At 67.2% G+C, this 21,110-nt stretch carries 24 protein-coding genes; 7 read left to right on the top strand and 17 right to left on the bottom strand.

Annotated elements, in window-relative coordinates:
- The 3 genes from EV672_RS17350 to EV672_RS17360 all read left to right on the top strand — a co-directional run.
- The coding region (locus EV672_RS17350; RefSeq protein ID WP_243738757.1) for an SNF2-related protein at positions 1 to 1,803 on the top strand (1,803 nt) is incomplete at its 5' end.
- Positions 1,746 to 1,940 carry a hypothetical protein gene (locus EV672_RS17355; RefSeq protein ID WP_133611234.1) on the top strand — a complete coding sequence of 65 codons (195 nt, stop codon included), beginning with the start codon at positions 1,746 to 1,748 and terminating at the stop codon, positions 1,938 to 1,940. The genes EV672_RS17350 and EV672_RS17355, both read left to right, overlap by 58 nt.
- Before the next feature lie 74 nt (positions 1,941 to 2,014).
- Complete coding sequence (locus EV672_RS17360) at positions 2,015 to 2,329, top strand: helix-turn-helix domain-containing protein (RefSeq protein WP_133611235.1); 315 nt, start codon at positions 2,015 to 2,017, stop codon at positions 2,327 to 2,329.
- A 9-nt stretch (positions 2,330 to 2,338) separates the two neighbouring features.
- Here the strand turns inward: EV672_RS17360 and EV672_RS17365 are convergent, their stop codons facing one another.
- The 3 genes from EV672_RS17365 to chrA all read right to left on the bottom strand — a co-directional run bounded on the left by EV672_RS17365 (position 2,339) and on the right by chrA (position 5,121).
- Entirely contained in the window at positions 2,339 to 2,920 is a 582-nt protein-coding gene (locus EV672_RS17365) for a PIN domain-containing protein (RefSeq protein ID WP_133611236.1), read from the bottom strand.
- Positions 2,920 to 3,300 carry an excisionase family DNA-binding protein gene (locus EV672_RS17370; RefSeq protein WP_243738758.1) on the bottom strand — a complete coding sequence of 127 codons (381 nt, stop codon included), beginning with the start codon at positions 3,298 to 3,300 and terminating at the stop codon, positions 2,920 to 2,922. The genes EV672_RS17365 and EV672_RS17370 overlap by 1 nt, the downstream gene beginning before the upstream one ends.
- Positions 3,301 to 3,753: 453 nt before the next feature.
- Positions 3,754 to 5,121 carry a chromate efflux transporter gene (chrA, locus tag EV672_RS17375; protein WP_133611237.1) on the bottom strand — a complete coding sequence of 456 codons (1,368 nt, stop codon included), beginning with the start codon at positions 5,119 to 5,121 and terminating at the stop codon, positions 3,754 to 3,756.
- Positions 5,122 to 5,221: 100 nt separating this feature from the next.
- Here chrA and EV672_RS17380 point away from each other — a divergent pair, with 100 nt between their 5' ends.
- On the top strand, positions 5,222 to 6,862 hold the full coding sequence (locus EV672_RS17380) for an HDOD domain-containing protein (RefSeq protein ID WP_166643628.1): 1,641 nt from the start codon (positions 5,222 to 5,224) through the stop codon (positions 6,860 to 6,862).
- Between the two features lie 9 nt (positions 6,863 to 6,871).
- Positions 6,872 to 7,342, top strand: coding sequence for a tRNA (uridine(34)/cytosine(34)/5-carboxymethylaminomethyluridine(34)-2'-O)-methyltransferase TrmL (gene trmL, locus EV672_RS17385; RefSeq protein ID WP_133611239.1), 471 nt, complete (start codon positions 6,872 to 6,874; stop codon positions 7,340 to 7,342).
- Between the two features lie 29 nt (positions 7,343 to 7,371).
- On the opposite strand, the gene EV672_RS17390 is transcribed toward trmL, so the two are convergent.
- Both EV672_RS17390 and secB read right to left on the bottom strand, forming a co-directional pair.
- Positions 7,372 to 8,367: an NAD(P)H-dependent glycerol-3-phosphate dehydrogenase gene (locus tag EV672_RS17390; protein ID WP_133611240.1), complete on the bottom strand. Its 996-nt coding sequence runs from the start codon at positions 8,365 to 8,367 to the stop codon at positions 7,372 to 7,374.
- Between the two features lie 13 nt (positions 8,368 to 8,380).
- A complete protein-coding gene (gene secB, locus EV672_RS17395) occupies positions 8,381 to 8,839 on the bottom strand; it encodes a protein-export chaperone SecB (protein ID WP_133611241.1) in 459 nt (152 codons plus the stop codon).
- 327 nt (positions 8,840 to 9,166) lie between these two features.
- Here secB and EV672_RS17400 point away from each other — a divergent pair, with 327 nt between their 5' ends.
- On the top strand, positions 9,167 to 9,799 hold the full coding sequence (locus tag EV672_RS17400; protein WP_166643629.1) for a Crp/Fnr family transcriptional regulator: 633 nt from the start codon (positions 9,167 to 9,169) through the stop codon (positions 9,797 to 9,799).
- Between the two features lie 97 nt (positions 9,800 to 9,896).
- On the opposite strand, the gene EV672_RS17405 is transcribed toward EV672_RS17400, so the two are convergent.
- The 3 genes from EV672_RS17405 to EV672_RS17415 all read right to left on the bottom strand — a co-directional run bounded on the left by EV672_RS17405 (position 9,897) and on the right by EV672_RS17415 (position 11,881).
- Positions 9,897 to 10,664 carry a PEP-CTERM sorting domain-containing protein gene (locus EV672_RS17405; RefSeq protein WP_133611243.1) on the bottom strand — a complete coding sequence of 256 codons (768 nt, stop codon included), beginning with the start codon at positions 10,662 to 10,664 and terminating at the stop codon, positions 9,897 to 9,899.
- A gap of 404 nt (positions 10,665 to 11,068) precedes the next feature.
- Positions 11,069 to 11,326 carry a glutaredoxin 3 gene (gene grxC, locus EV672_RS17410; RefSeq protein WP_133611244.1) on the bottom strand — a complete coding sequence of 86 codons (258 nt, stop codon included), beginning with the start codon at positions 11,324 to 11,326 and terminating at the stop codon, positions 11,069 to 11,071.
- Positions 11,327 to 11,464: 138 nt separating this feature from the next.
- A complete protein-coding gene (locus EV672_RS17415; RefSeq protein WP_133611245.1) occupies positions 11,465 to 11,881 on the bottom strand; it encodes a rhodanese-like domain-containing protein in 417 nt (138 codons plus the stop codon).
- Positions 11,882 to 11,987: 106 nt separating this feature from the next.
- Between EV672_RS17415 and gpmA the strand changes: the two genes are divergently transcribed.
- Positions 11,988 to 12,731: a 2,3-diphosphoglycerate-dependent phosphoglycerate mutase gene (gene gpmA, locus EV672_RS17420; RefSeq protein ID WP_133611246.1), complete on the top strand. Its 744-nt coding sequence runs from the start codon at positions 11,988 to 11,990 to the stop codon at positions 12,729 to 12,731.
- An 11-nt stretch (positions 12,732 to 12,742) separates the two neighbouring features.
- Here the strand turns inward: gpmA and EV672_RS17425 are convergent, their stop codons facing one another.
- From EV672_RS17425 to EV672_RS17465, 9 genes are all read right to left on the bottom strand, one after another.
- On the bottom strand, positions 12,743 to 13,795 hold the full coding sequence (locus EV672_RS17425) for an endonuclease/exonuclease/phosphatase family protein (RefSeq protein WP_133611247.1): 1,053 nt from the start codon (positions 13,793 to 13,795) through the stop codon (positions 12,743 to 12,745).
- Between the two features lie 7 nt (positions 13,796 to 13,802).
- Complete coding sequence (locus EV672_RS17430) at positions 13,803 to 14,708, bottom strand: carbohydrate kinase family protein (RefSeq protein ID WP_133611248.1); 906 nt, start codon at positions 14,706 to 14,708, stop codon at positions 13,803 to 13,805.
- A gap of 37 nt (positions 14,709 to 14,745) precedes the next feature.
- A complete protein-coding gene (locus EV672_RS17435; RefSeq protein WP_133611249.1) occupies positions 14,746 to 16,239 on the bottom strand; it encodes a zinc-ribbon and DUF3426 domain-containing protein in 1,494 nt (497 codons plus the stop codon).
- Positions 16,240 to 16,248: 9 nt separating this feature from the next.
- Positions 16,249 to 17,196 (bottom strand): 50S ribosomal protein L11 methyltransferase, encoded by a 948-nt coding sequence (prmA, locus tag EV672_RS17440; RefSeq protein WP_133611268.1) that lies wholly within the window; start codon positions 17,194 to 17,196, stop codon positions 16,249 to 16,251.
- 39 nt (positions 17,197 to 17,235) lie between these two features.
- Entirely contained in the window at positions 17,236 to 18,585 is a 1,350-nt protein-coding gene (gene accC, locus EV672_RS17445; RefSeq protein ID WP_133611250.1) for an acetyl-CoA carboxylase biotin carboxylase subunit, read from the bottom strand.
- A 12-nt stretch (positions 18,586 to 18,597) separates the two neighbouring features.
- Positions 18,598 to 19,047, bottom strand: a complete 450-nt coding sequence (gene accB / locus EV672_RS17450) for an acetyl-CoA carboxylase biotin carboxyl carrier protein (RefSeq protein WP_133611251.1) — start codon at positions 19,045 to 19,047, stop codon at positions 18,598 to 18,600.
- A 91-nt stretch (positions 19,048 to 19,138) separates the two neighbouring features.
- Complete coding sequence (gene aroQ, locus EV672_RS17455; protein ID WP_133611252.1) at positions 19,139 to 19,597, bottom strand: type II 3-dehydroquinate dehydratase; 459 nt, start codon at positions 19,595 to 19,597, stop codon at positions 19,139 to 19,141.
- A gap of 131 nt (positions 19,598 to 19,728) precedes the next feature.
- Complete coding sequence (locus tag EV672_RS17460; protein ID WP_133611253.1) at positions 19,729 to 20,424, bottom strand: TlpA disulfide reductase family protein; 696 nt, start codon at positions 20,422 to 20,424, stop codon at positions 19,729 to 19,731.
- Positions 20,425 to 20,481: 57 nt separating this feature from the next.
- Positions 20,482 to 21,084: a ferredoxin reductase domain-containing protein gene (locus EV672_RS17465; protein ID WP_133611254.1), complete on the bottom strand. Its 603-nt coding sequence runs from the start codon at positions 21,082 to 21,084 to the stop codon at positions 20,482 to 20,484.
- Positions 21,085 to 21,110 lie beyond the last annotated feature (26 nt).

Raw genomic sequence — 21,110 nt, forward strand, 5'->3', positions numbered from 1 at the left:
CCAAAACGCCTGCCAAAGGTGCGTCCAGCCGCCATTGCGGTCATCTCAGCACACCCAACCATGGTCGGCGCTCATTTGTGCAGACCTTCCTTAGCTGTGAATATTGAAAAGATTTCAGTTCCTAGGGTAGGGATGCTGGCAACTGTGCGCAATCGGCGCGGCGTAATCTCCGCCGTCGAGCCATTTGCTGCCTCCAAGACATCGGAGCTGCTCCACTTGGTCACCATCGAGTTCAGCGATGCCGATGGCGAACCCGAAGAGACCGTGTTGTGGGAACGCGAGCGTGGGCCAGTGGTGCTGGAGCCCAACGCGTTGCCCAAGGTCGATGTGGAAGCCCCCATGAAGATGGCCGAATTCTTGTCGCTCCAGCGTGCCACGCGCTGGACAGCCATCACGCCCTTCCTCTCGCCAGAAGACCCTGATCGCCAGGCTGAGTCGGTCCCCACTGCTCCAGTTTATGGCGCTGTCAGTGCCGATGACTTCCAGTTGGTGCCGCTGGCTCGCGCCATGCGCATGCCACGTGTGTCCCTGCTGCTGGCCGACGACGTGGGCTTGGGCAAGACGGTCGAAGCTGGTCTGATCCTGGCAGAGTTGGTGCGCAAGCGCCGGATCCGGCGCGTGTTGATCATCACCCCGGCCTCGCTGCGCACCCAGTGGCAGCAAGAAATGGAAGAGAAGTTCTCTCTGGGCTTTGACATCGTGGACAAGGCGGCCACGCATCGCTTGCAGAAAGAAATGGGGCTGGACGCCAACCCCTGGCGCGCGCTGCCCCGCATCATCACCTCGTACCACTACCTGCGCCAGCCAGACGTGCTGGAGCAGTTCATCGCCAACTGCCGGTCCACGCAGACCCAGCAGGGCGCCCAATTGCCTTGGGATCTGCTCATCGTTGACGAAGCGCACAACCTGATGCCGTCCAACTTCGGCGAGGACAGTGACCTGGCAGAAATGCTACGCCTGCTGACACCGTGGTTCGAGCACCGCCTGTTTTTGACGGCGACCCCGCACAACGGTCACACGCGCTGCTTCTCCGGCCTCCTGGAGCAATTGGATCCCGTGCGGTTCACGCGCACGCCCGCCTTCACCGAAAAAGAGCGCGCCATGATCGGCGACGTGCTGATCCGCCGTCTCAAGAGCGAGATCAACACGCAAGACAAAGACGCCGGACGGCCGCCTCGCTTTGCCACGCGCAATCTGAAGCCAATGCCGCTTTACATGATGCGGGCTGAGAAAGACCTGGCCGTGGCGGTGCGAGCGTTCTGCGCGGCCCTCAAGCGCCAGATCTTGGCTGCCCCTGAAGTGCGCTCCGTGCTGAACTTTGCCATCGAGGTGCTGCGCAAGCGTTTGCTGTCCAGCCCGGTCACCTTCGCGGACAGCTGGCTGCGCTTCAAAGCGGGCCTTGTTGCGCAGGAGCAAACTCAGACAAGTGAAGTGCTGGCAGCTCGTCGGGCCGTTGAAGAAGACATCGATGACGACCAGGAGCGCGAAAGTCGGAACCTGCATGCGGCGCACGTCGTCGGCGCTTGGATGCACCCTTACTTGGGGAAGCTGACCAAAGAAGTGGCCGCAGTCGATGCGGCCCTCCAGTCGCTGAAGTTGACCGAATTGCCTGTCACCACCAAGGTGCCTGCCGTTGATGGGTGCGCACCGTGGCCCTGCCGGTGTCGGGTGGCAAGCTGGGCAGCATGCTGTCGTATGCCGGGCCAAATGCTGGAACTCAGCCTGGGGCCGAGGACGCGGCCAGCGTGCCCGCCGCTCGCGACATCTGGGACGACGTCGACACCAGCGTCAAAACATGGCTGAACGCCTACCGCGAACAACTGACCACCACCCTGGCTCGCGAACTCAAGTCGGCTGGTAGCACCGCCACCGAGCACGAGAAAGCCGCTTTCGAGCGCCGCATTCGTGAGGTGGCCAAGGTGCTTGCCCAGGGGCGTTGACTGCTGCAAATAGTGAATTTTATACGGGGGTCAATTTTCTAGACTGAGGGGCATCGAAGACTCGGAGACCCAACATGTACCCTCACGATCGCCTGACTGTTGTGCAGCCCACAACCCTTGAGCTGCTCCAGCGACAAGGCCAACCCGCGCTGATCTGCCTGAAGGACGCAGCGCGCATAAGCGGCGTTGCTGTCCAGACCTTGCGCAATCAGATCAGCCTGGGACGCTGCCAACTCAAGACCATCAAGCGCGGTGGTCGCAGGTTTGTGCGCCTGCAAGATCTTGCGGAGTTTATCGACGGATCTCCCGGCGGGAACGAGCCCACAGTACGTCGGACGGGCCGGCTCACGAAGCGCGAGGAGATCGAGCGCAGGAACGGGCGGTGCTGACCACCGTGCTCACAGCAAGCTGAGAGCCTGCCGCAGTCTTTCCGCCGTTACGACCAGTCCATTTTTCTCCATGGCCTGAGCGAACTCTTCAGGCGTCGCGTTGGGGCGTCGCCAGCGTGCGCGCATTTCGCGGAACGCGGCCAAAGCGGCGAACAGGTCGAGGTCCAGTTGCTTGACGATGAAGTCGTCTGGGTGAATGACCTCGATACCGAACTGTTCTACGCGCTCGGTAGGGAAGTCTTTGAGGTTGGCTGTCACGATGCAGTCGGCATGCCCAGCGATAGCCGCAGCGAGCACATGCACATCGTCGGGGTCCGGCAGCACCAGCGAAGGCGCCAGTGCCTGCCAGGACGCTTCTTGAACCTCCCAGTCCAGGACAGCATCCCGCATCGCATCACGCCGGGTGGTCAGCAGTCCAATCAGATCGGGTCGCTGCTCCTCCAGGTTCCGAATCCACTCATCCTCAATCCTCGTCGTCCATTTCCCCGCAAACAGTCCTTTGGACGCGAGGCTCATCAGTGCATCTGACAAAGCCATCGGGTACAGCACGCATGCGTCCAGCACTGCCGTGTAGCGTGCGTGTCCTGCCATCAGTAGTCCAGGCCCAGTTCGTGGGCGTTCTCAGCCATGCGATCCAGCGCGGACTGTTGGCATGCGCGCATCTTCTCGGCGTATTGCATCAGGTCATTGAACGCGATGCGGCGATGGGTGCCCACCATCCGGTAGGGCAGCCGTCCTTGCTCGATCTCTTTGATGACGAAGGGACGCGAGACGTTCAGAAAATTGGCCGCCTCCACGGTCGAGACTTCCTGCTTGGACGGCATGACCACAATGGGGCGACGCTCGCTCATGGCGCCGAGAACCTGCGCAATGACCTTGAGGGCCTGTGGCGGGACCTGGATGACGGGCTGATTGCCTTCATCATCGGTCAGCATGATCGAGGCTGCCCTGGAATGGTCCAGGGCGGCCATGATGCACCGCTGTGCAGCGCGGGCCATCTCTGCGTCTTGAGCAGACATGACCGGGGGCATGATCTCTCCGTTGCGCTCTAGTGTTGACATTCGGACCTCCGGTGCAGCCATCTGTGTGCCTCCGGTGGAGGCCTCAAGGCTGTCTGTTCGATATCGGCACTTTAATCCATAAGTGCAATAAACGCAGCAAGTGAAGCAAGTGATCTAGCGTCAGTCCGGGTGTCGGAGATCTTGGCGCTCCGACAGTTTTCCGACAGTTGACCCGGGAAACACCGGTATACTGGGGTCTACCCTGCTGTACTAAGTTGTTGATTTTGCGATGTTTTCAGTGTCCATCGCAGTCGGAAATGGCGCTCCGAAGGCAGGGGTTGCTGGTTCGATCCCAGCCGGGCGCGCCAAGAAAACCCAAGTGAATCAAGCCCTCAGCGGAAACGCTCGGGGCTTTTTTCTGGCTCAAGCCATTCCCCCCAGCCTGAGCGCCAGCCCCGCCAAGGCCGCCCCCCCGATCACCTGCATCACCGAGCGCTTGTACCGGAACAGCGCCACGGCCGCGGCCACGCTCAGTGCGGCCGCCGGCAGGTCCAGTCGGCCCAGGGCGTCCTGCAAGCCATGCCCGAAGCCCTGCGGCCACAGCACGTGCACGCCGAAGAACAAGGCCAGGTTGAGGATCACGCCGACCACCGCGGCCGTGATGGCCGTCAGCGGTGCCGTCAGGCGCACCTCGTGGCGGCTCGACTCCACCAGCGGGCCGCCCGCCAGGATGAACAGGAACGAGGGCAAGAAGGTGAACCACGTGACCAGCGCGGCGCCCAGCGCGCCGGCCAGGAAGGGCGCGTCCGCTCCCAACAGAGCCTGCGTGTGCGCGCCCACGTAACCCACGAAGGCCACCACCATGATCAGCGGGCCGGGCGTGGTCTCGCCCAGCGCCAGACCGTCCATCATCTGCAGCGGGCTCAGCCAGTGGAAGTGTTCCACCGCGCCTTGCACCACGTAGGGCAGCACGGCATACGCCCCGCCGAAGGTCATCCACGCGGCCTTGGTGAAGAACCAGCCCATCTGCGTGTAGGTGTGCGCCCAGCCCAGCTCCGCCACCATCCAGGCCATCGGTGCCAGCCACAGGCCCAGCACCACACCCAGCACGGCCAGCAGGCGCGGCCAGCGGAACACCGTGTGCTCGGCCCGCGGGCCATCGTCGTCGATGACGGTGGGGCCGATGTCGGTGCCTGCGCTGCCATGGCCACCGCCCGCCATGAACACGTCGGGCGCCATGCGGCCACCCAAGGCCCCGGCTGCCGCGGCCAGCGCCAGGATCAGGGGGAAGGGCAGGCGCAGCACCGCGATGCCGATGAAGGACGCTGCTGCGATCGCCCACAGCACCCGGTTGCGCAAAGCGCGCGAGCCAATGCGGTGGGCCGCCTGCAGCACGATGGCCGCCACCGCCGGCTTGATGCCGTAGAACACACCGGCCACCCAGGGCACCTGCCCGAAGGCCACGTACACCCACGACAGCCCGATCAGGATGGCCAGCGAGGGCAGCACGAACAGCGCACCGGCCACGATGCCGCCCCAGGTGCGGTGCATCAGCCAGCCGATGTAGGTGGCCAGCTGCTGTGCCTCCGGCCCCGGCAGCACCATGCAGTAGTTCAGCGCGTGCAGGAAGCGGCGCTCCGACAGCCAGCGCCTGCGCACCACCAACTCCTCGTGCAGGATGGCGATCTGCCCGGCCGGCCCGCCGAAGCTGACGAAGCCCAGGCGCAGCCAGAAGCGAAAGGCCTGCCAGAAAGTCACGGATGCGGGGGCTGGGGCGTCGGTCAAGCGCATGGGGGCTGGCGGCTGGGCAAAGGGTCGGCGCACAATCGGCGCAACGCCAGCGCAGAATTGGCGCAAGTTCTGGACTTCGCACATTAAATCAGGAGTGGGCATGCCGGCCTCTGCTTCCGCGACCGACACAGACACAGACACCGACGCCCGCCTGACGCTGGACTACCTCCTGCGGCGCATGCGCAGCAAGCAGGACTTCCCGGCGCTCTCGGCATCCATCAGCCGCGTGCAGGCCTTGTCGGAGTCCGACAGCGAGAGCTTGCACACGCTGTGTGACGAGATCCTGCAGGACGTGGCCCTCACGCAAAAGCTGCTGCGCGTCGTCAACACCGCCCATTACCGCCGCGCCGGCACCGACCCCATCCGCACCGTGTCGCGCGCGGTCAGCCTCATCGGCGTGGCGGGCGTGCGCAACCTGGCCCTGTCGCTGGTGCTGCTCGACCACATGCACGACCAGGTCCACGCCCTGCAACTGAAGGAAGCGTTCCTGCACACCGTCATGGCCGGCACCCTGGCCAGCGAGTTGGGCGCCACCCCGGGCGAGGCCGAAGAAGCCTTCGTGGGCACGCTGTTCCGCCGCCTGGGTTGGCTGCTCGTGGCGTTTTACCTGCCCGAAGACGCCGAACAGATGCGCGGGCTGATGCGCGCCCCACCGCCCGCGCCCAGCGAGGCCCAAGCCGCGCAGCAGGTGCTGGGCGTGCGCCTGGACGAGCTGGCCGATGCCATCGGGGCGCAATGGAGCCTGCCCGAGGCCTTGCGGGCCTGCATGCGCGCGCCGCAAGGGGCCTTGCCCGTGCACTCCCTGACCGGCACGCCCGAGCGCCTGCACTGGCTGGCCAGCCTGGCCGAAGCCGCCACCGACGCCATGCTGCACACGCCGCCGCCTGAGCTGGGCGATGCCCTGCTGCGCTTGCAACGCAGCCATGCCCGCGCCCTCGACCTCGCGCCCCAGGCCCTGCAGGATGCGGCCGGGCGCGCGCGCAAGCGCCTGAGCGAGCTCACCGCGGCGCTCAATCTGACGGTGCCGGCATCCTCCCCGGCCGAGCGCCTGCTCGACACCTACTACGTCGATGCCCCTGATGCGGTTGGCACCACAGCGGGCGACACAGCGGGCACCGCCAGCAGCGCGGGTCTCGACATCGACCTGGCCGAGCCCGGCTTCACCGACCTGGGGGCGGGTGAGTTGGGCGCCCCCGCGCTGAGCCCCACCGAGATCCTCACCAGCGGCATCCAGGACATCACCAACACCCTGGTCGAAGCCTTCAGCCTGCAAAGCGTGCTGCACATGGTGCTGGAGACCCTCTACCGCGGCCTCGACGCCCGCCGCGTCGTGTTCTGCCTGCGCGATGCCCGCACCGGCGAGCTGCAAGGCCGCATGGGCCTGGGCGAGGGCGCGGAACTCCTCAAAGCCGCCTTCCATGTGCCGCTGAGCGTGTCACCTGGCGCCCCGCCCGACCTGTTCACCGCGGTCAGCCTGAAGAACGCCGACACCCTGATCGCCGATGCGCGGCTGCCCGCGGTGGCGCGCCTGCTGCCCCGCTGGTTCACCACCCACATCGACGCGCAAACCTTCCTGCTGCTGCCCCTGGTGCTCAAGCGCGCCGGCCAGCCCGACCGCGTCATCGGCCTCATCTATGCGGACAAGGCGGCCGCTGGCAGCCTGCAGCCCGACGAGCGCACCCTGTCCTTGCTGCGCACCCTGCGCAACCAAGCGATCATGGCGTTCAAGCAGTCTGCATAATCGCGCCCCATGTTCCGCATCGTCCTGGTCCAGCCCGAGATCCCGCCCAACACCGGCAACGTCATCCGCCTGGCGGCCAACACCGGCTGCGAGCTGCACCTCATCGAGCCCCTGGGTTTTTCGATGGACGACAAGCTGCTGCGCCGCGCTGGCCTCGATTACCACGAGCACGCCGCCGTCAAGCGCCACGCCAGCTGGCAGGCGTTTCTGGATGCGGCCCAGCCCGACGCGAGCCGCCTGTTCGCCTTCACCACGCGCGGCAGCCGGCCCTTCGGCGAGGTGCAATGGCAAGCGGGTGATTGGCTGGTGTTCGGCAGCGAAACCGCGGGCCTGGCGCCCGGGTTGCGCGAGACCTTCCCGACCGCACAGCGCGTGCGCCTGCCCATGCGCGAAGGGCAGCGAAGTTTGAACTTGAGCAATGCGGTGGCCGTGGCCGTGTTCGAGGCCTGGCGCCAGAACGGCTACGCCGGCGGGGCCTGATCAGCCCGAAGCGCCTCAGCTTTCAGCCCTCACCCTTCAGCCTTGGCCCCACGGCGCATCAGCGCACCCACGGCCTCGGCCGGGCTCAGCCGCCCTTCCAGCACCGCCACCACCGCCTCGGTGATGGGCATGGCCACGCCCAGCGTCTGGGCACGTTGCCACACGGTGGCGGCCGAATAAACGCCTTCGGCCACGTGACCGAGCTCCTGTAGGATTTGCGCCAGCGGCTTGCCCGTGGCCAGCTGCAAGCCCACGGTGCGGTTGCGCGAAAGCGCGCCGGTGGAGGTCAGCACCAGGTCGCCCAGGCCCGACAGGCCCATGAAGGTGTCGGGGCGCGCGCCCAGGGCCACGCCCAAGCGGGTCATTTCGGCCAGGCCGCGGGTGATGAGGGCGGCGCGGGCGTTCAGGCCCAAATCCATGCCATCGACGATGCCCGTGGCGATGGCCAGCACGTTCTTGACGGCGCCGCCCACTTCCACGCCCACTGGGTCGTTGGAGGTATAGACGCGCAAGGCGTCGCTGTGGAACACATCGACGGCCTGCTCGGCCAGCGCGTTGTCGGTGCTGGCCGCGACCAAAGCCGTCGGCTGGCCCAGGGCCACTTCCTTGGCGAAGCTGGGGCCGGAGAGCACGCCGCTGCGCGCCTGCGGGCGCACCGCGCGGGCGATTTCGTGGCCCAGCCGGCCCGTGCCCTTCTCAAAACCCTTGCACAGCCACAGCGTGGCCACGTGCTCAGGCAGGCGCTGCAGGATGTCGGCGAGGGCCGCCATCGGCGTGCCGACAATGACCAGCCCGCCCTGACCGTGCGCATGCGCCACGGCCGCGTCGAAATCGGCCGTCAGCGCCAGGCTGTCGGGGAAGGCGGCCTCGGGCAGGTAGCGGGTGTTGCACCGCTGCGCCTGCATCTCGGCCACCTGAGCGGCATCGCGCGCCCACAGTTGCACGGCCACGCTCTGGCGCGCGGCAGTGATGGCCAATGCCGTGCCCCAGGCGCCAGCGCCCAGCACCGTGAGGTGACGGCTCATCCGCTGCGCAGGATCAGGAAGCCTGGACTTGCTGTGCGGCAGCGGCTTGCTGCAGCTGCGACTCGTACATGGCCTGGAAGTTGACTTCGGTCAGGTGCACGGGCGGGAAGCCGGTGCGGTTGAGCGTGTCGGCCACGGTGGCGCGCAGGTAGGGATAGACGATTTGCGGGCAGGCGATGGCGATGATCGGCTGCAGCTGGTCTTCCGGCACGTTGCGGATCTCGAACAGGCCGGCTTGCTTGGCTTCCACCAGGAACAGCACCTTGTCGTTGACCTTGGCGGTCACGGTGGCGGTCACGGCGACTTCATAGATGCCTTCGACCACGGGCTCGGCGTGCAGGTTCAGCTGCACGTCCACCTGGGGCTGGCCTTGTTCCAGCAGGATCTGGGGGGCGTTGGGCAACTCCAGCGACAGGTCCTTGAGGTAGATGCGTTGGATGCTGAAGGAAGGCTGGAGGTTCTGTTCGCTCATGAGGGGTCCTTGCGGTGGCCTTGGAGGTAAGGCAGTTCGTGGGAGATTGCGGCGAATTATGACCCAGCCAGATGACGCCACTGTCACGGCGCGACCGGGTTGGCGCACGCGCGTCCATCCGTGCGCTGCGGGGCATTGTCAAAACCCGCCACCCGTGCTTACATGAGGCCGATGCCATTTGCGGTCTTGCGGCCAATCCCAAATGCTGGGCTTGTGATAAATATCATTTTTGGAAAATCAACGATGCCACACCAGGGAATGTGGGCGGTTCAAAATCAGCCGCTTGCGGGTTTGTCGGTCCGGCTTTGCCCGGTTTGTCAAAGCGGGATGTTCGGGCGTGTCTGGCGCAAATCGGCCACCGACGTGCAGCAATCCACCCACCAGCGCACCTGCGCGCCTGGCGAGGTCATTTGCCGAAAAGGCATGCGCGGCAAAGCGGTGTATTCCGTGTGCAAAGGGGCGCTGAAACTGGAGGTCAGCACGCCCGACGGCCACACCAGGGTGGTGCGCGTGTTGCAAGCGGGTGCGGTGTTCGGGCTGGAGGTGCTCAGCGACATCCACTACCACCACACGGCCACCTGCCTGGGGCGCGTTCAGTTGTGCGAGATCCCTGCCGATGCCGTCAACGAGGTCACCTTGCACGACGCCGACCTGCACATGGCCTTGATGCAGCTTTGGCAGGCGAACGCCGACGAGGCCGATGCCGTCATCTCCGAACTCTGCACCGGGCCTGCCCGTGTGCGCCTGGCCCGCCTGTTGCTGCACCTGGCGCGCGAGCACGTCACCCACACCTGCCAGACGATGTCGCGCGAGGACATGGCCTCGCTGCTGGACCTCACGCCGGAAACCGTCAGCCGCACCATGGCCGCGTTCAAGCGCAGCGGCCTGGTGGCCGAGCGCAGCGGCGTGCTGGCCTGCGAACTGCCTGGGCTGGAGCGCATCTCCCAGGGCATGGACTGACGGCCGCAAGCACCCGGCGTGGCGACCACGACCCGGTGCTTGCGGCTGGCGATGCGCAAGCTGCGCCAGCTTGGCGCAGCCCGCTCAGGCGATCAGGTCAGGCGGCTTGGCGCAGGACGCGGCGACGCGCCAGGCCCAGACCAGCGATGCCCACGAGGGCCAGCGCGTAGGTCGAAGGCTCGGGCACGGCCTGCGAGAAGCTTTCCTGGAAGTGCAGCACCGAGGCGTTGGTGCCAGGGATGGTCGCACTCAGCAGGAGGGTCGTTTCGATTTCGGCCACCTTGGGGAACAAGCCCGGCTGGGTGAAAGCCACATCGTTGAAGACCGAAGCGCCCGGCGCGTACTGGCTGACTTCCAGCGGGCCCACCGGGTTCAGCGGGATCAGGGTGTTGGTGAGGTCGCTGACCGATTCGCGCACCACGGCCTGGCCGTTCGGGCCGGACACCAGCGGGTCGCCGTCGAGGTGGAAGTCCGACAGGTAGAAGCTGGGGTTGAGCACCCTCACCGTGTAGGTCAGCTGGGCCGAGGCCGAGTCACCGGGGTGGGCTTGCAGCGGGCCGGTGAAGTCCAGGCCGTAGTTGCCGCTGTTGGTGATTTCGCCGTGCACGTTGATGTGCGCGGCCAGGTCCAGATCACCCCACAGCTGGCCGGTGGCGTCGTTGAAGAAGCCGTTGGCGTGCCAGTCGAAGTTGCTGAACTCTTTGTCGCCCACGATCAACGAACGCTTGTTGATCACCAGGTCGGCCAGCGTGAAGTTGTCGGTCAAAGTGGTGTCGGCGTGCGCGAGGCTGGCAGCGCTCAGGCAGGCGGCACCCACCAGGGCCAGGATGGATTTCTTGAATTGCTTGCTTGTTTCGAAAGTCATGAGATTCTCCGTGCGTTTGATTTGATTCCAAATACAGCCTGGAAAACAAATGGCATCTGCGGGTCGCAGCTGTCGTGGTGCCTGGCAGGTATTCCGTCGGTCAATGCCCGTCAGGCAAGCCAAGACTATGGTCGGCTGCGTCAGGTGTCAAATGCACAAACGCCGTTCGCGCCATGGAGGAGATATTCGTTCCTGATGATTGTCAATATTCACCCGATCAAATCCTCGTGGATTGACAAATCTCATTGAGGCTTCGCATTTGTCAGGCGATGTGGGCGTCGGCATGCGCCGTTCGTCGCCCCCGTGAACAAGGGGGCGACATCGGCGTGCGGGAGGGGCTTGTGGGGGTTAACCCAGCACGGCGCTGGGGCAATGCCAGCGGTGTTGTCGGACGAAGCGGAGGCTCAACCCTGCAGCAGGGGGGTCAGTTCGCCGCGCTGGTCCAGGGCGATGAGGTCGTCGCAGCCCCCGACGTGGGTCTCACCGATGAAGATCTGCGGCACGGTGCGCCGGCCGGTGACGGCCATCATGTGGTCGCGCTGGACCGGGTCCAGGTCGATGCGGATTTCCTCGATGGCCTCGACCCCGCGCTGCTTGAGCAGCATCTTGGCCCGCTGGCAGTAGGGGCAGACCTGGGTGGTGTACATCTTGACGGCGGTCATGTCGGTGCGGGGCTGAGCGCCCTGAGGAATGGATCGAAACCGGATTGTCCGGCCTGCGGGATGCCCGCCCGGCGTGTGGGGGCTCCCGTGCAGGCTGCACGGGGCGTTTCGCGCGTGTCGTGTTGTGCCGCGCGAGGGTCAGGCCTTCTCGACCGGCAAGTTGGCTGCGCGCCAGGCCTTCAGGCCGCCCGACAGCGGCTGGGCGTTCTCGTAGCCCATGCCCTTGAGCTGGGTCACGGCCTTGGCCGAGCGTTGGCCGGAAGCGCACACCACCACCAGGGGCAGCTTCTTGTTGCCCGGCAGGCCCTTGCCCGCGGCGATCTCGCCCAGCGGCACGTTCTTGGCGCCGGTCACGTGGCCTGCGGCGAACTCGGCCGGCTCGCACACGTCGATGACCTGGGCGCGCTCCTTGTTGATGAGTTGAACGGCGAGGGCCGGCGACAGGCCGCCCGAGACGGTGGCTTCCTGCAATTGTTGCCACAGCAGCAGGCCACCCGAGGCGGCAGCGGCCACGGCCCAGTACCAGTTGTCGGCAAGGAAGCTGGAGAAATTCATGCGCAGGTCTTTCGCGGCGGCCAGGGGTGGGCCGCAGTGGGATCGTTGAGAGGCTGCAGGGATTATAAAATCGCGGGCTGACATCCACACCGACCGAGACCTCACCATGTACAAGCTCGTGCTGATCCGCCACGGCGAATCGACCTGGAACCTGGAAAACCGCTTCACCGGCTGGACCGACGTCGAGCTGACCCCCACCGGCGTCTCGCAAGCCATGTCGGCGGGCAAGCTGCTCAAGGCCGAGGGCTACGAGTTCGACATCGCCTACACCTCGGTGCTCAAGCGCGCCATCCACACCCTGAACCACTGCCTCGACGAGATGGACCGCAGCTGGCTGCCCGTCGTCAAGGACTGGCGCCTCAACGAGCGCCACTACGGCGGCCTGCAGGGCCTGGACAAGGGCGAGACCGCCAAGAAGTACGGCGACGCGCAGGTGCTGGTCTGGCGCCGCAGCTACGACACCCCGCCGCCCGCGCTGGAGGCCAACGACCCCCGCGGCCAGCGCCAGGACATCCGCTACGCCAAGCTCTCGCCCGAGCAGATCCCGCTGACCGAGTGCCTCAAGGACACCGTGGCCCGCGTGCTGCCGTTCTGGAACGAGGCCATGGCCCCGGCGATCAAGTCGGGCCAGCGCATCGTGATCGCCGCGCACGGCAACTCGATCCGCGCCCTGATCAAGTACCTCGACAACATCAGCGACGCCGACATCGTGGGCCTGAACATCCCCAACGGCATCCCGCTGGTCTATGAGCTCGACGCCGACCTCAAGCCGATCAAGAGCTACTACCTGGGCGATGCCGAAGCGGCGGCCAAGGCGGCTGCGGCCGTGGCTTCGCAGGGCAAGGCCTGATCAAGACCGAATCAGGGCTTGAGTGACCAGATGACGGGGCAGTGGTCGGACAGCGTCCGGCCCAGGTCTCCGGCATCGAACGGCAGGCGCGCAAAGCGCCTGTTTTTGTGCCGGTCGGCCAGTTTGCGGTCGATGAGGATGTCGTCGATGTACTGCTTGTGGCGGTCCTCGGCGTCGCAGCCGATGTAGCGCTCGCCCTCGGTGGCGCGCAGCAGTTCGGCGCCCGGTGGGTTGTGGTCGCTCCAGGCCTGGATCAGGTTGAAGGGGGCGGCTTCGTCGGGGCCGGCGGGGTAGCGGGCGTCCTTGTCGAGGTGGCGGTTGAAGTCGCCCAGCAGCGCGAAGGCCACGCCCTCGCGCACGCGCTGGTCCACCCAGGCTTCCACCACGGGCACCTGCTGGCGCAGCCGCGCGCACGGCGGGAAGTTGCGGTCCAGCTTGCCGGTGAAGCAGCCGCTTTTCAGGTGCACGGACAGCAAGCGGACTTCCTGGCGCGTGCCGGGCCACAGCGTCACGTCGGCGCCGCTGCGCGTGCCGCCATCGACATCCAGCGCTTGCAGGTCGCCGTTGCAGCGGTAGGGGATGCCGTCGCGGATGGCGAACCCCACCTTCTGCGGGTGCTGGCGCTGCACGAAGCAGTCCAGACGCCAGCCTTGGCGGAACACCTGCCTGGCGGCCTCGGTGCCATCGACCTCCTGCAAAGCGACGACGTCCACGCCGTGCGCGTGGCGCAAGGCCTGGGCGGTGCGGGCCAAGGCATCGACATCGGCGGCGGTGCGCTCAGGGGGCGGCGTGCGCCCGGGCGTGCAGGGCAAGGCGCGCTGGTCGCTGCGCGGTTGCTGGGCGGTGCAGGTGGCGCCCAGGGCGGTGCGTGTCTGGGGCGTCATCAGCCATTCGACGTTCCAGGTCGCCAGCGTGAGGCCATCGGCGCTGGCCGAGGCAGCCGAGCCCAGCCCGATGCCGCTCAGCCAGCCCGCGTGGGCCTGGCCGGTGGACGCCAGTGCGAGCGTGGCGATCAGGGCGAAGGTGGCCGCGAGCGCGGATGCGGCGGACCTGGGCTGGCGCATGGCGGCCTCAGACGCCGAGTGCGGCGCGGTCCAGGGTGTAGTTCTGCGGGCCGGCCACGGCGATCTTGATGGCGCCGATGCGGTTGCCCAGGGTCACCGCCTTGACCAGGTCCCAGCCCTTGGACAGGCCGTAGAGCAGGCCGCCGCGGAAGGCGTCGCCACAGCCGGTGGGGTCGATCACGGCCTCGGCCTTGACGCCGGGCACGTGCGTTTTCACGCCCTGGACGTACACATTGCAGCCGTCGGCGCCGAGGGTCTCGATCAGGCCTTGCAGGTGCGACTTCGACAGGTCGGCCAGGCTGCTGCCAGTGCGGTCGGCCAGCATCTTGCCTTCGTAGTCGTTGACGGCCACCCAGGTGGCTTGCGAGATGAAACGGTGCAGGTCCGCGCCATCGAACATGGGCAGGCCCTGGCCCGGATCGAAGACGAAGGGGATGTTGGCAGCGCGCAGCTGTTCGGCGTGCTGGATCATGGCGTCGCGGCCGTCCGGCGAGACGATGGCCAGGGTCACCGAGGGGTCGGCCTCGATCTTCAGGCGGTGGGCCTGGCCCATGGCGCCGGGGTGGAAGGCGGTGATCTGGTTGTTGTCCTGGTCCGTGATGATCATGGCCTGGGCGGTGTAGTCGTCTTCCACCGTGAGCACGTGCTTGAGGCTCATGCCGAGCTGCTCGAAGTGGTTGCGGTACAGCGCGCCGTCCTTGCCAAGGGCTGCCATGACCAGGGGCTCGCCACCGAGCTGCTGCAGGCTGTAGCCGATGTTGCCGGCGCAGCCGCCGAATTCCTTGCGCAGGGTGGGCACCAGGAAAGACACGTTCAGGATGTGCACCTGCTCGGGCAGGATCTGCTGTGCGAAACGGCCTGGGAAGGCGGTGATGGTGTCGAAGGCCAGGGAGCCACAGATGAGCACGGACATGGGGGTGCCTTTGTTGTTGGTGTGCGCCGCAGCGCAGTCAGGGGTAAAACAGTTCGGCCGTGTAGCCGGCGGGGGTCAGCCCGTCGAGCCGCAGCGACCATTGCAGCGTGGTGCTTTGCTGAGTGGGCACGGCCTCGGGCGTCGGCGTGAGGGATTGGGCAGGGCCTTCGCCGCGCACCACGCGGGCGTCTGAGGCCTGGAAAGCGCGCCGGGCGATGACGCTGCCGCTGTCGTCGGTGAGGCTGAGGTCGATGTGCGGCCAGGCCACGCCGATGTCGCTGCGGTTGCGCACCGACACGGTCAGGCGGTAGCGGTCGGGCCCCTCTGACGCCGTGCGCAGCAAAGTGGCGCTGTCCACCTGCAGCACTTCCAGGCGCAGCGGCGGGGCGATCTTGCAGCCGACCTGGTCGCACCAGGCTTGCAGCAAGGGGCGCGCGTCGGGGTGGTAGGCGGCGATGAGGTCACGGAACTGGTGCGCGAGCTGCAGGCCCAAGCCGAGCGTCAGGCCCAGCAGCACCGTGAGCAGCACGCCGCGCGTGGCCGGGTGGCGCCAGAAAGCCTGGCGCTGGGCGCGCTTGACGAACTCGGGCGCCTGGGTGGCGGGGTCGCGCCCGCGCGTGCCGGAGCGGCCCTGGCGCTTGCTGGGCGGGGGTTGTACCTGCTCGCGCACGAAGTCCTCGCCGAAGCGCGAGGGCAGGGTCGTGGGGATGCTGGGGTCGTCCTCGGCATCGGCGGTGCGCATGGCCGGGGTGGCGGAGCCTGGGCCGGGGCCGCTGGGCGACCTGAGCAGGCTCGCAGAGGGCAGGGGGGCGGCCGTGGGCAAAGGCACCGGGGTGGTCGCGGCTGGAGGCAGACTGCGGGATGGCGGCGCGGGCGGTGCGGGCTCGGGGGGCAGTTCTGCCGGGATGCTGTCGAGCGCCCAGTCTTCCTCGGCGTCGATCATGGCGTCGTTGGGGAACTGCGCGTCGGCGAACTCCGGGCCCTGGGGGCGGCGTTTGACCTGGCGTGGGCCGTCCTGCGAGGGCATGAGGTAGCGCGAGTCCAGCGCGTCGGACTCGTCGGTGTCGGGCACGTCCTGTGGCGGCGGGCCGTCCCAGGGGCGCGGCTCGCTCAATGGCACCTGCAGCGGCGCCTGCAACGGCACGTTCATCGGCACGTGGACCGAGGTGTCCAGCTCGAAGTCGGTGGCCGCGGGCAGGGGCGTGGCGGCCAGGTGCAGGTCGGCCGCGCTCAGCGGCGTGTGCGCGCCGATGGGCGTGGGCGGTGCCAGCTCGGTCGGCCGGGTGGTCGTCCAGGACGGGATCTCGTCTTCCGGGGCTGCTTCGGGCTCAGCCGGTGCAGGGGGCGGGGGTGGCGGCGGCGCCGTGCGCCGGGGTGGCGGTGCCTCGCTGTCCAGGTCGAACAGCGCGGGCAGGGCGTTGAAGACTTCGTGGCAACGGCCGCAACGCACCCAGCCTTCCGAGACCTTCAATTGGTCTTGCACGACCTTGAAGATCGTGCCGCAATGGGTGCATCGGGTGGCCAGGCTCATAGCCTGCCTTTATGCCATCGTTTCGGGCTTCGTTTTGCTGGCGGTCATCAAGATCCAGCCCTCTTCTGCGTTGGCAACCTGCAACGCGAGGCCCACTTCGGCGTAGGCATCTTTCAGCTCCTGCTCTTGGCGGGCCAGGATGCCGGCCAGCACGAGGTGGCCGCCCGCAGCGAGGTGGCCTGCCAGCAGCGGTGCCAGCATCTTCAAGGGCGTGGCCAGGATGTTGGCCAGCACCACGGGGTAGGCGCCTTGCGCTTGGCCCACCAGGTCGGGCAGGCCCGCCACGATGGGCAGCTGGCCGTCGGCGGTTTTCAGGTGCTGCAGGTTGGCTTCGGCGTTGGCCACCGTGGACTCCACCGCGGCCGGGTCGATGTCCACCGCGTCCACCACGCCCGAGCCGAACAGCGCGGCGCCAATGGCCAGGATGCCCGAGCCGCAGCCGTAGTCCAGCACGCGCTGTCCCTGGAAGGCCGCGCTGTGTTGCGCGATCCACTTCAGGCACATGCGTGTGGTCGGGTGGGTGCCCGTGCCGAAGGCCAGGCCCGGGTCCAGGCGCATGACGGTGGTCGCCGCGGCCGGCACCTCGTGCCAGGTGGGCACGATGAAGAAGGTGTCGGTGATGGGCACCGGCTGGAACTGGGATTGCGTCAGGCGCACCCAGTCCTGCTCGCCCACGGGCTGGATGCCCTGGACGTGGATGTCGCCGGCCCAGTCCTGGGCCAGGATCAGCGTGGCGGCGTCCAGCGCCTCGGCCTCGGTGGGAAAGAGGCTCTTGACGGTGGAGCGTTGCCAGGCTTCGCGCGCCACGGGCATGCCGGGCTCGCCCCACAGGGCCTCTTCGTGCTCGGTGTCGGCATCGGCGTCTTCGACCGACACCGACAGCGCCTCGATCTCCATGAGCGCGTCGCTCAAGGCTTCGACTTCGGCTTCCTTGGCCAGCAGGGTGAGTTCAAACAGCATGGTCGTGTGGGGGCGAAAGGCCGGTCAACGCTTCGGTCAACGCTTGCGCGCTGCCATCCAGTTTTCGAGGTAGTGGATGTCGGTGCCGCCTTCGATGAACTTGGCGTCCACCATCAGCTCGCGGTGCAGCGGGATGTTGGTGTTGATGCCTTCGACCACCGTCTCCGACAGGGCGGTCCGCATGCGGGCCAGGGCCTGCTCGCGGGTGTCGCCGTGCACGATGATCTTGCCGATCATGGAGTCGTAGTTCGGGGGCACGAAGTAGTTCGTGTAGATGTGCGAGTCCACACGCACGCCAGGGCCGCCGGGGGCGTGCCAGGTCGTGATGCGGCCCGGCGAGGGGATGAACTTGACCGGGTCTTCCGCGTTGATGCGGCACTCGATGGAGTGGCCACGCGACTCGATCTGGCGTTGCGTGAAGGGCAGCTTTTCGCCTGCGGCCACGCGGATCTGCATCTGCACGATGTCGATGCCGCTGGTCATCTCGGTGACGGGGTGCTCCACCTGCACGCGCGTGTTCATCTCGATGAAGTAGAACTCGCCGTTTTCATAGAGGAACTCGAAGGTGCCGGCACCGCGGTAGCCGATCTTCTTGCAGGCCGCGGCGCAGCGCTCGCCCACCTTCTCGATGGCGCGGCGCAGGATGCCGGGGGCCGGCGCTTCTTCGATGATTTTCTGGTGGCGGCGCTGCATGGAGCAGTCGCGCTCGCCCAGCCACACGGCGTTCTTGTGCGTGTCGGCCATGATCTGGATCTCGATGTGCCGAGGGTGCTCCAGGAACTTCTCCATATAGACCTCGGGATTGCCGAACGCGGCACCCGCTTCGGCCTTCGTGGTCTGCACGGCGTGGATCAGCGCGGCTTCGGTGTGCACCACGCGCATGCCTCGGCCACCGCCGCCGCCTGCGGCCTTGATGATGACCGGGTAGCCCACGGTGCGCGCGATCTTGATGATCTCTTTCGGGTCATCGGGCAGGGCGCCTTCGGAGCCGGGCACGCAGGGCACGCCCGACTTGATCATGGCCTGCTTGGCCGCGACCTTGTCGCCCATGATGCGGATGGACTCGGGCGTCGGGCCGATGAACACGAAGCCGGACTGCTCGACGCGCTCGGCGAAATCGGCGTTCTCGGAGAGGAAACCGTAGCCGGGGTGGATGGCTTCGGCGTCGGTCACTTCGGCGGCCGAGATGATGGCCGGCATGTGCAGGTAGCTCTGCGCGGACGGGGCCGGGCCGATGCAGACGGCCTCGTCGGCCAGGCGCACGTACTTGGCGTCGCGGTCGGCTTCGGAATAGACGACGACGGACTGGATGCCCATCTCGCGGCAGGCGCGCTGGATGCGCAAGGCAATTTCGCCTCGGTTGGCGATGAGGATCTTCTTGAACATGAAGACCCCCGTTTATTCGACGATGAACAAAGGCTGGCCGTACTCGACAGGCTGGCCGTTCTCGACCAGGATCTTGGTGATGGTGCCGTCCACGTCCGATTCGATCTCGTTCATGATCTTCATGGCTTCGATGATGCAGACGGCCTGGCCGGCCTTGACCACGTCGCCGACGTCGGCGAAGGCCTTGGCGCCCGGGCTGGAGGCGCGGTAGAAGGTGCCCACCATGGGCGACTTGACGACGTGGCCGGTCTCGACCGGTGCGGCCGGGGCTTCGGCGGCGGGTGCGGCAGCAGCGGGCGCGGCAGGGGTGGCGACGGCGGGCGCGGCCACCGTTTGCATGACGATGGGGGCGGCGCCGGCCTTGACGATGCGGACTTTGCCGTCGGCTTCGGTGATTTCCAGTTCAGACACGTTCGACTCGGACACGAGGTCGATCAGGGTCTTGAGTTTGCGCAGGTCCATGGGTTTTCTCCAGCAATGCGCCGAGCGGGTGACGCTCGTGTGGCGCAAGGGTTGATGCGGTCGGGCGGTCCGGGAGGTGGTCCGTCGGGGCTCAGCCGCGGGGGGGATTCTGAGGGGCGTTCAGGCGGTCCAGGGCGGCATCCACGGCCAGGCGGTAGCCCGCCGCGCCCAGTCCCAGGATCACGCCTTCGGCGAGGTCCGAGAAATAGGAGTGGTGGCGGAAGGGTTCGCGCCGGTGGATGTTGGACAGGTGCACTTCGATGAAGGGCAGGGCCACGCCCGCAAAGGCATCGCGCAGGGCCACGCTGGTGTGCGTGAAAGCGCCCGGGTTGATGACGATGAACTGGGTGCCGTCGGTGCGCGCGGCTTGCACGCGGTCGATGAGCACGCCTTCGTGGTTGCTCTGGAAGGTGCTCAGCGCTGCGCCACGGCGGGCGGCGTGGGCGACCAGATCGGTGTTGATCTGCTCCAGGGTGGTGGCGCCATAGACCTGCGGTTCACGGATGCCCAGCAGGTTGAGGTTGGGGCCATGGAGGACGAGAATCTGCATGCGTCGGGGGGCGTCTGTGTGGCTGCATCTGACAACGCAACCAATGAGATGACCCCAGAAAATGAACGTAGGCGCATTTTACCCGCACATGGCCGCAAATCCTGAAATTTGCTGGAAATGTTTGTGCGGGCTCAGGGTGTGATCTCGCGGGCCCAGCCGGCCAGTTCGTCGAAGTCGGTGGCGCCCATCTTGCGGTGGCGCACGCGGCCTTGCGCGTCGATCAGCAGGGAGAAGGGCAGGCCACCGGCCGCGTTGCCCAGGGCCTGGGCGAGTTCGGTGCCACCGAAGCCCGCCAGGCCAATCCCGAATCCTACAGGGACTTTGGCCAGAAATTCTTTCACGGGCGTCGGGCCGTCGATGGCCAGGCCCAGCACCTGCCAACCTTTGGACGCGAATTCGCTCTGGAAACGGTCGAGCTCGGGCATTTCCTTGACGCAGGGCGGGCACCACGTCGCCCAGAAATTCAGCAGCACCGGCTTGCCCTTCAGGTGGGCCAAGGTCAGGCTGCCGCCCGCGGGGGTGTCGAACTGCTGGGCCCAGAAGCCGGCTTGCAGGACATCACCGGCGATGAGCGGGGCGGAGGCGGCGTCGGTGGGGGCGCTGGCTGCGGTGCCGGCTGTCGCCGCGTTGTTGCTGGCGTCGGTCGGTGCCGCGGGCGAGCCCTGGCGGCGCAGGCCGAACCAGGCGCCGGCCGCGGTGGCCCCCAGGGCCAGGGCGATGAGCGCGGCGCGGCGGGCTTCGCCGTGCTGGCGCTGGGCCGAAGCGGTAGGCGCCGAGGTTGAGGTGGCTGCCGGGCGGGGCGAGGCTGGGGGGCGGGTGGGGCTCATCGGGTGGCGGTGTGCGTTGTGGCGCGAGGGGCTGAAGGTGGGCGGCGGTGGTCGGGCTCAGGCCGATGCGGCCGCATCGCTGGCCAGCAGGCGTTGCAGGGCGGCCAGGTCGCCGCGTTCGGTGCGGCCGCGGGCGTCGGGCTTGAGGGCGCCGCGCAGGTCGTCGGCATCGAGGATGGTCAGGTGCAGGCCGATGGACTCGTTCAGTGCCGGGCAGGCCACGCTCAGGCTCAGGCGGTCCACGTCCTGGCCGCGCGGGCCGGGCACGCTGCCCACGTCGTAGTCCTGGCCCTTGCCGAGCAAGAAGATCTCAGCCGACTTGCTGTCGTCGCAGTAAAGCTGCAGGTGGACGTCGTTGAGGCGGGTGGCCGTGCCGCGCCACACCGCGCCGCTCAGGTGCGGGCGGAACTCGGCCAGGCGCTGCATCCACAGGGCCGCCAGCTCGCGCAGGGCGCGCAGCTCGGCGGGTTGGGTGTCGGCGCAGAACAGGCCGATGTACTCGAACACCGCGTCTTCCACCTCGCCGTTGTCGGGCAGGGCCGAGCGGCTGTTCAGCCCGAGCTGCTTGACGGCGCGGCGCTTGGCCGGGCCGTATTCCAGGCCCTCTTCCACCACCATGCGGGCGGCGGTGGCGGCGATTTCCAGGGTGAGGTCGCTCATGGGTTCACGCATGGAAGGGGATTGTG

This window comes from Aquabacterium commune (assembly GCF_004362855.1).
In the GTDB taxonomy this organism is placed as follows: domain Bacteria; phylum Pseudomonadota; class Gammaproteobacteria; order Burkholderiales; family Burkholderiaceae_C; genus Aquabacterium; species Aquabacterium commune.

What these genes read in the sequence shown, in the direction of transcription:
- EV672_RS17365 (WP_133611236.1), bottom strand. Translation starts at nt 2,920, where the DNA reads ATGGCAGGACACGCACGCTACACGGCAGTGCTGGACGCATGCGTGCTG.
- EV672_RS17415 (WP_133611245.1), bottom strand. Translation starts at nt 11,881, where the DNA reads ATGAATTTCTCCAGCTTCCTTGCCGACAACTGGTACTGGGCCGTGGCC.
- EV672_RS17380 (WP_166643628.1), top strand. Translation starts at nt 5,222, where the DNA reads ATGCCGGCCTCTGCTTCCGCGACCGACACAGACACAGACACCGACGCC.
- EV672_RS17435 (WP_133611249.1), bottom strand. Translation starts at nt 16,239, where the DNA reads ATGAGCCTGGCCACCCGATGCACCCATTGCGGCACGATCTTCAAGGTC.
- aroQ (WP_133611252.1), bottom strand. Translation starts at nt 19,597, where the DNA reads ATGCAGATTCTCGTCCTCCATGGCCCCAACCTCAACCTGCTGGGCATC.
- EV672_RS17370 (WP_243738758.1), bottom strand. Translation starts at nt 3,300, where the DNA reads ATGGCCGCCCTGGACCATTCCAGGGCAGCCTCGATCATGCTGACCGAT.
- EV672_RS17430 (WP_133611248.1), bottom strand. Translation starts at nt 14,708, where the DNA reads ATGTCCGTGCTCATCTGTGGCTCCCTGGCCTTCGACACCATCACCGCC.
- EV672_RS17360 (WP_133611235.1), top strand. Translation starts at nt 2,015, where the DNA reads ATGTACCCTCACGATCGCCTGACTGTTGTGCAGCCCACAACCCTTGAG.
- secB (WP_133611241.1), bottom strand. Translation starts at nt 8,839, where the DNA reads ATGAGCGAACAGAACCTCCAGCCTTCCTTCAGCATCCAACGCATCTAC.
- trmL (WP_133611239.1), top strand. Translation starts at nt 6,872, where the DNA reads ATGTTCCGCATCGTCCTGGTCCAGCCCGAGATCCCGCCCAACACCGGC.
- EV672_RS17425 (WP_133611247.1), bottom strand. Translation starts at nt 13,795, where the DNA reads ATGCGCCAGCCCAGGTCCGCCGCATCCGCGCTCGCGGCCACCTTCGCC.
- EV672_RS17390 (WP_133611240.1), bottom strand. Translation starts at nt 8,367, where the DNA reads ATGAGCCGTCACCTCACGGTGCTGGGCGCTGGCGCCTGGGGCACGGCA.
- EV672_RS17405 (WP_133611243.1), bottom strand. Translation starts at nt 10,664, where the DNA reads ATGACTTTCGAAACAAGCAAGCAATTCAAGAAATCCATCCTGGCCCTG.
- EV672_RS17460 (WP_133611253.1), bottom strand. Translation starts at nt 20,424, where the DNA reads ATGAGCCCCACCCGCCCCCCAGCCTCGCCCCGCCCGGCAGCCACCTCA.
- grxC (WP_133611244.1), bottom strand. Translation starts at nt 11,326, where the DNA reads ATGACCGCCGTCAAGATGTACACCACCCAGGTCTGCCCCTACTGCCAG.
- EV672_RS17400 (WP_166643629.1), top strand. Translation starts at nt 9,167, where the DNA reads ATGTTCGGGCGTGTCTGGCGCAAATCGGCCACCGACGTGCAGCAATCC.
- chrA (WP_133611237.1), bottom strand. Translation starts at nt 5,121, where the DNA reads ATGCGCTTGACCGACGCCCCAGCCCCCGCATCCGTGACTTTCTGGCAG.
- accC (WP_133611250.1), bottom strand. Translation starts at nt 18,585, where the DNA reads ATGTTCAAGAAGATCCTCATCGCCAACCGAGGCGAAATTGCCTTGCGC.
- gpmA (WP_133611246.1), top strand. Translation starts at nt 11,988, where the DNA reads ATGTACAAGCTCGTGCTGATCCGCCACGGCGAATCGACCTGGAACCTG.
- accB (WP_133611251.1), bottom strand. Translation starts at nt 19,047, where the DNA reads ATGGACCTGCGCAAACTCAAGACCCTGATCGACCTCGTGTCCGAGTCG.
- EV672_RS17465 (WP_133611254.1), bottom strand. Translation starts at nt 21,084, where the DNA reads ATGAGCGACCTCACCCTGGAAATCGCCGCCACCGCCGCCCGCATGGTG.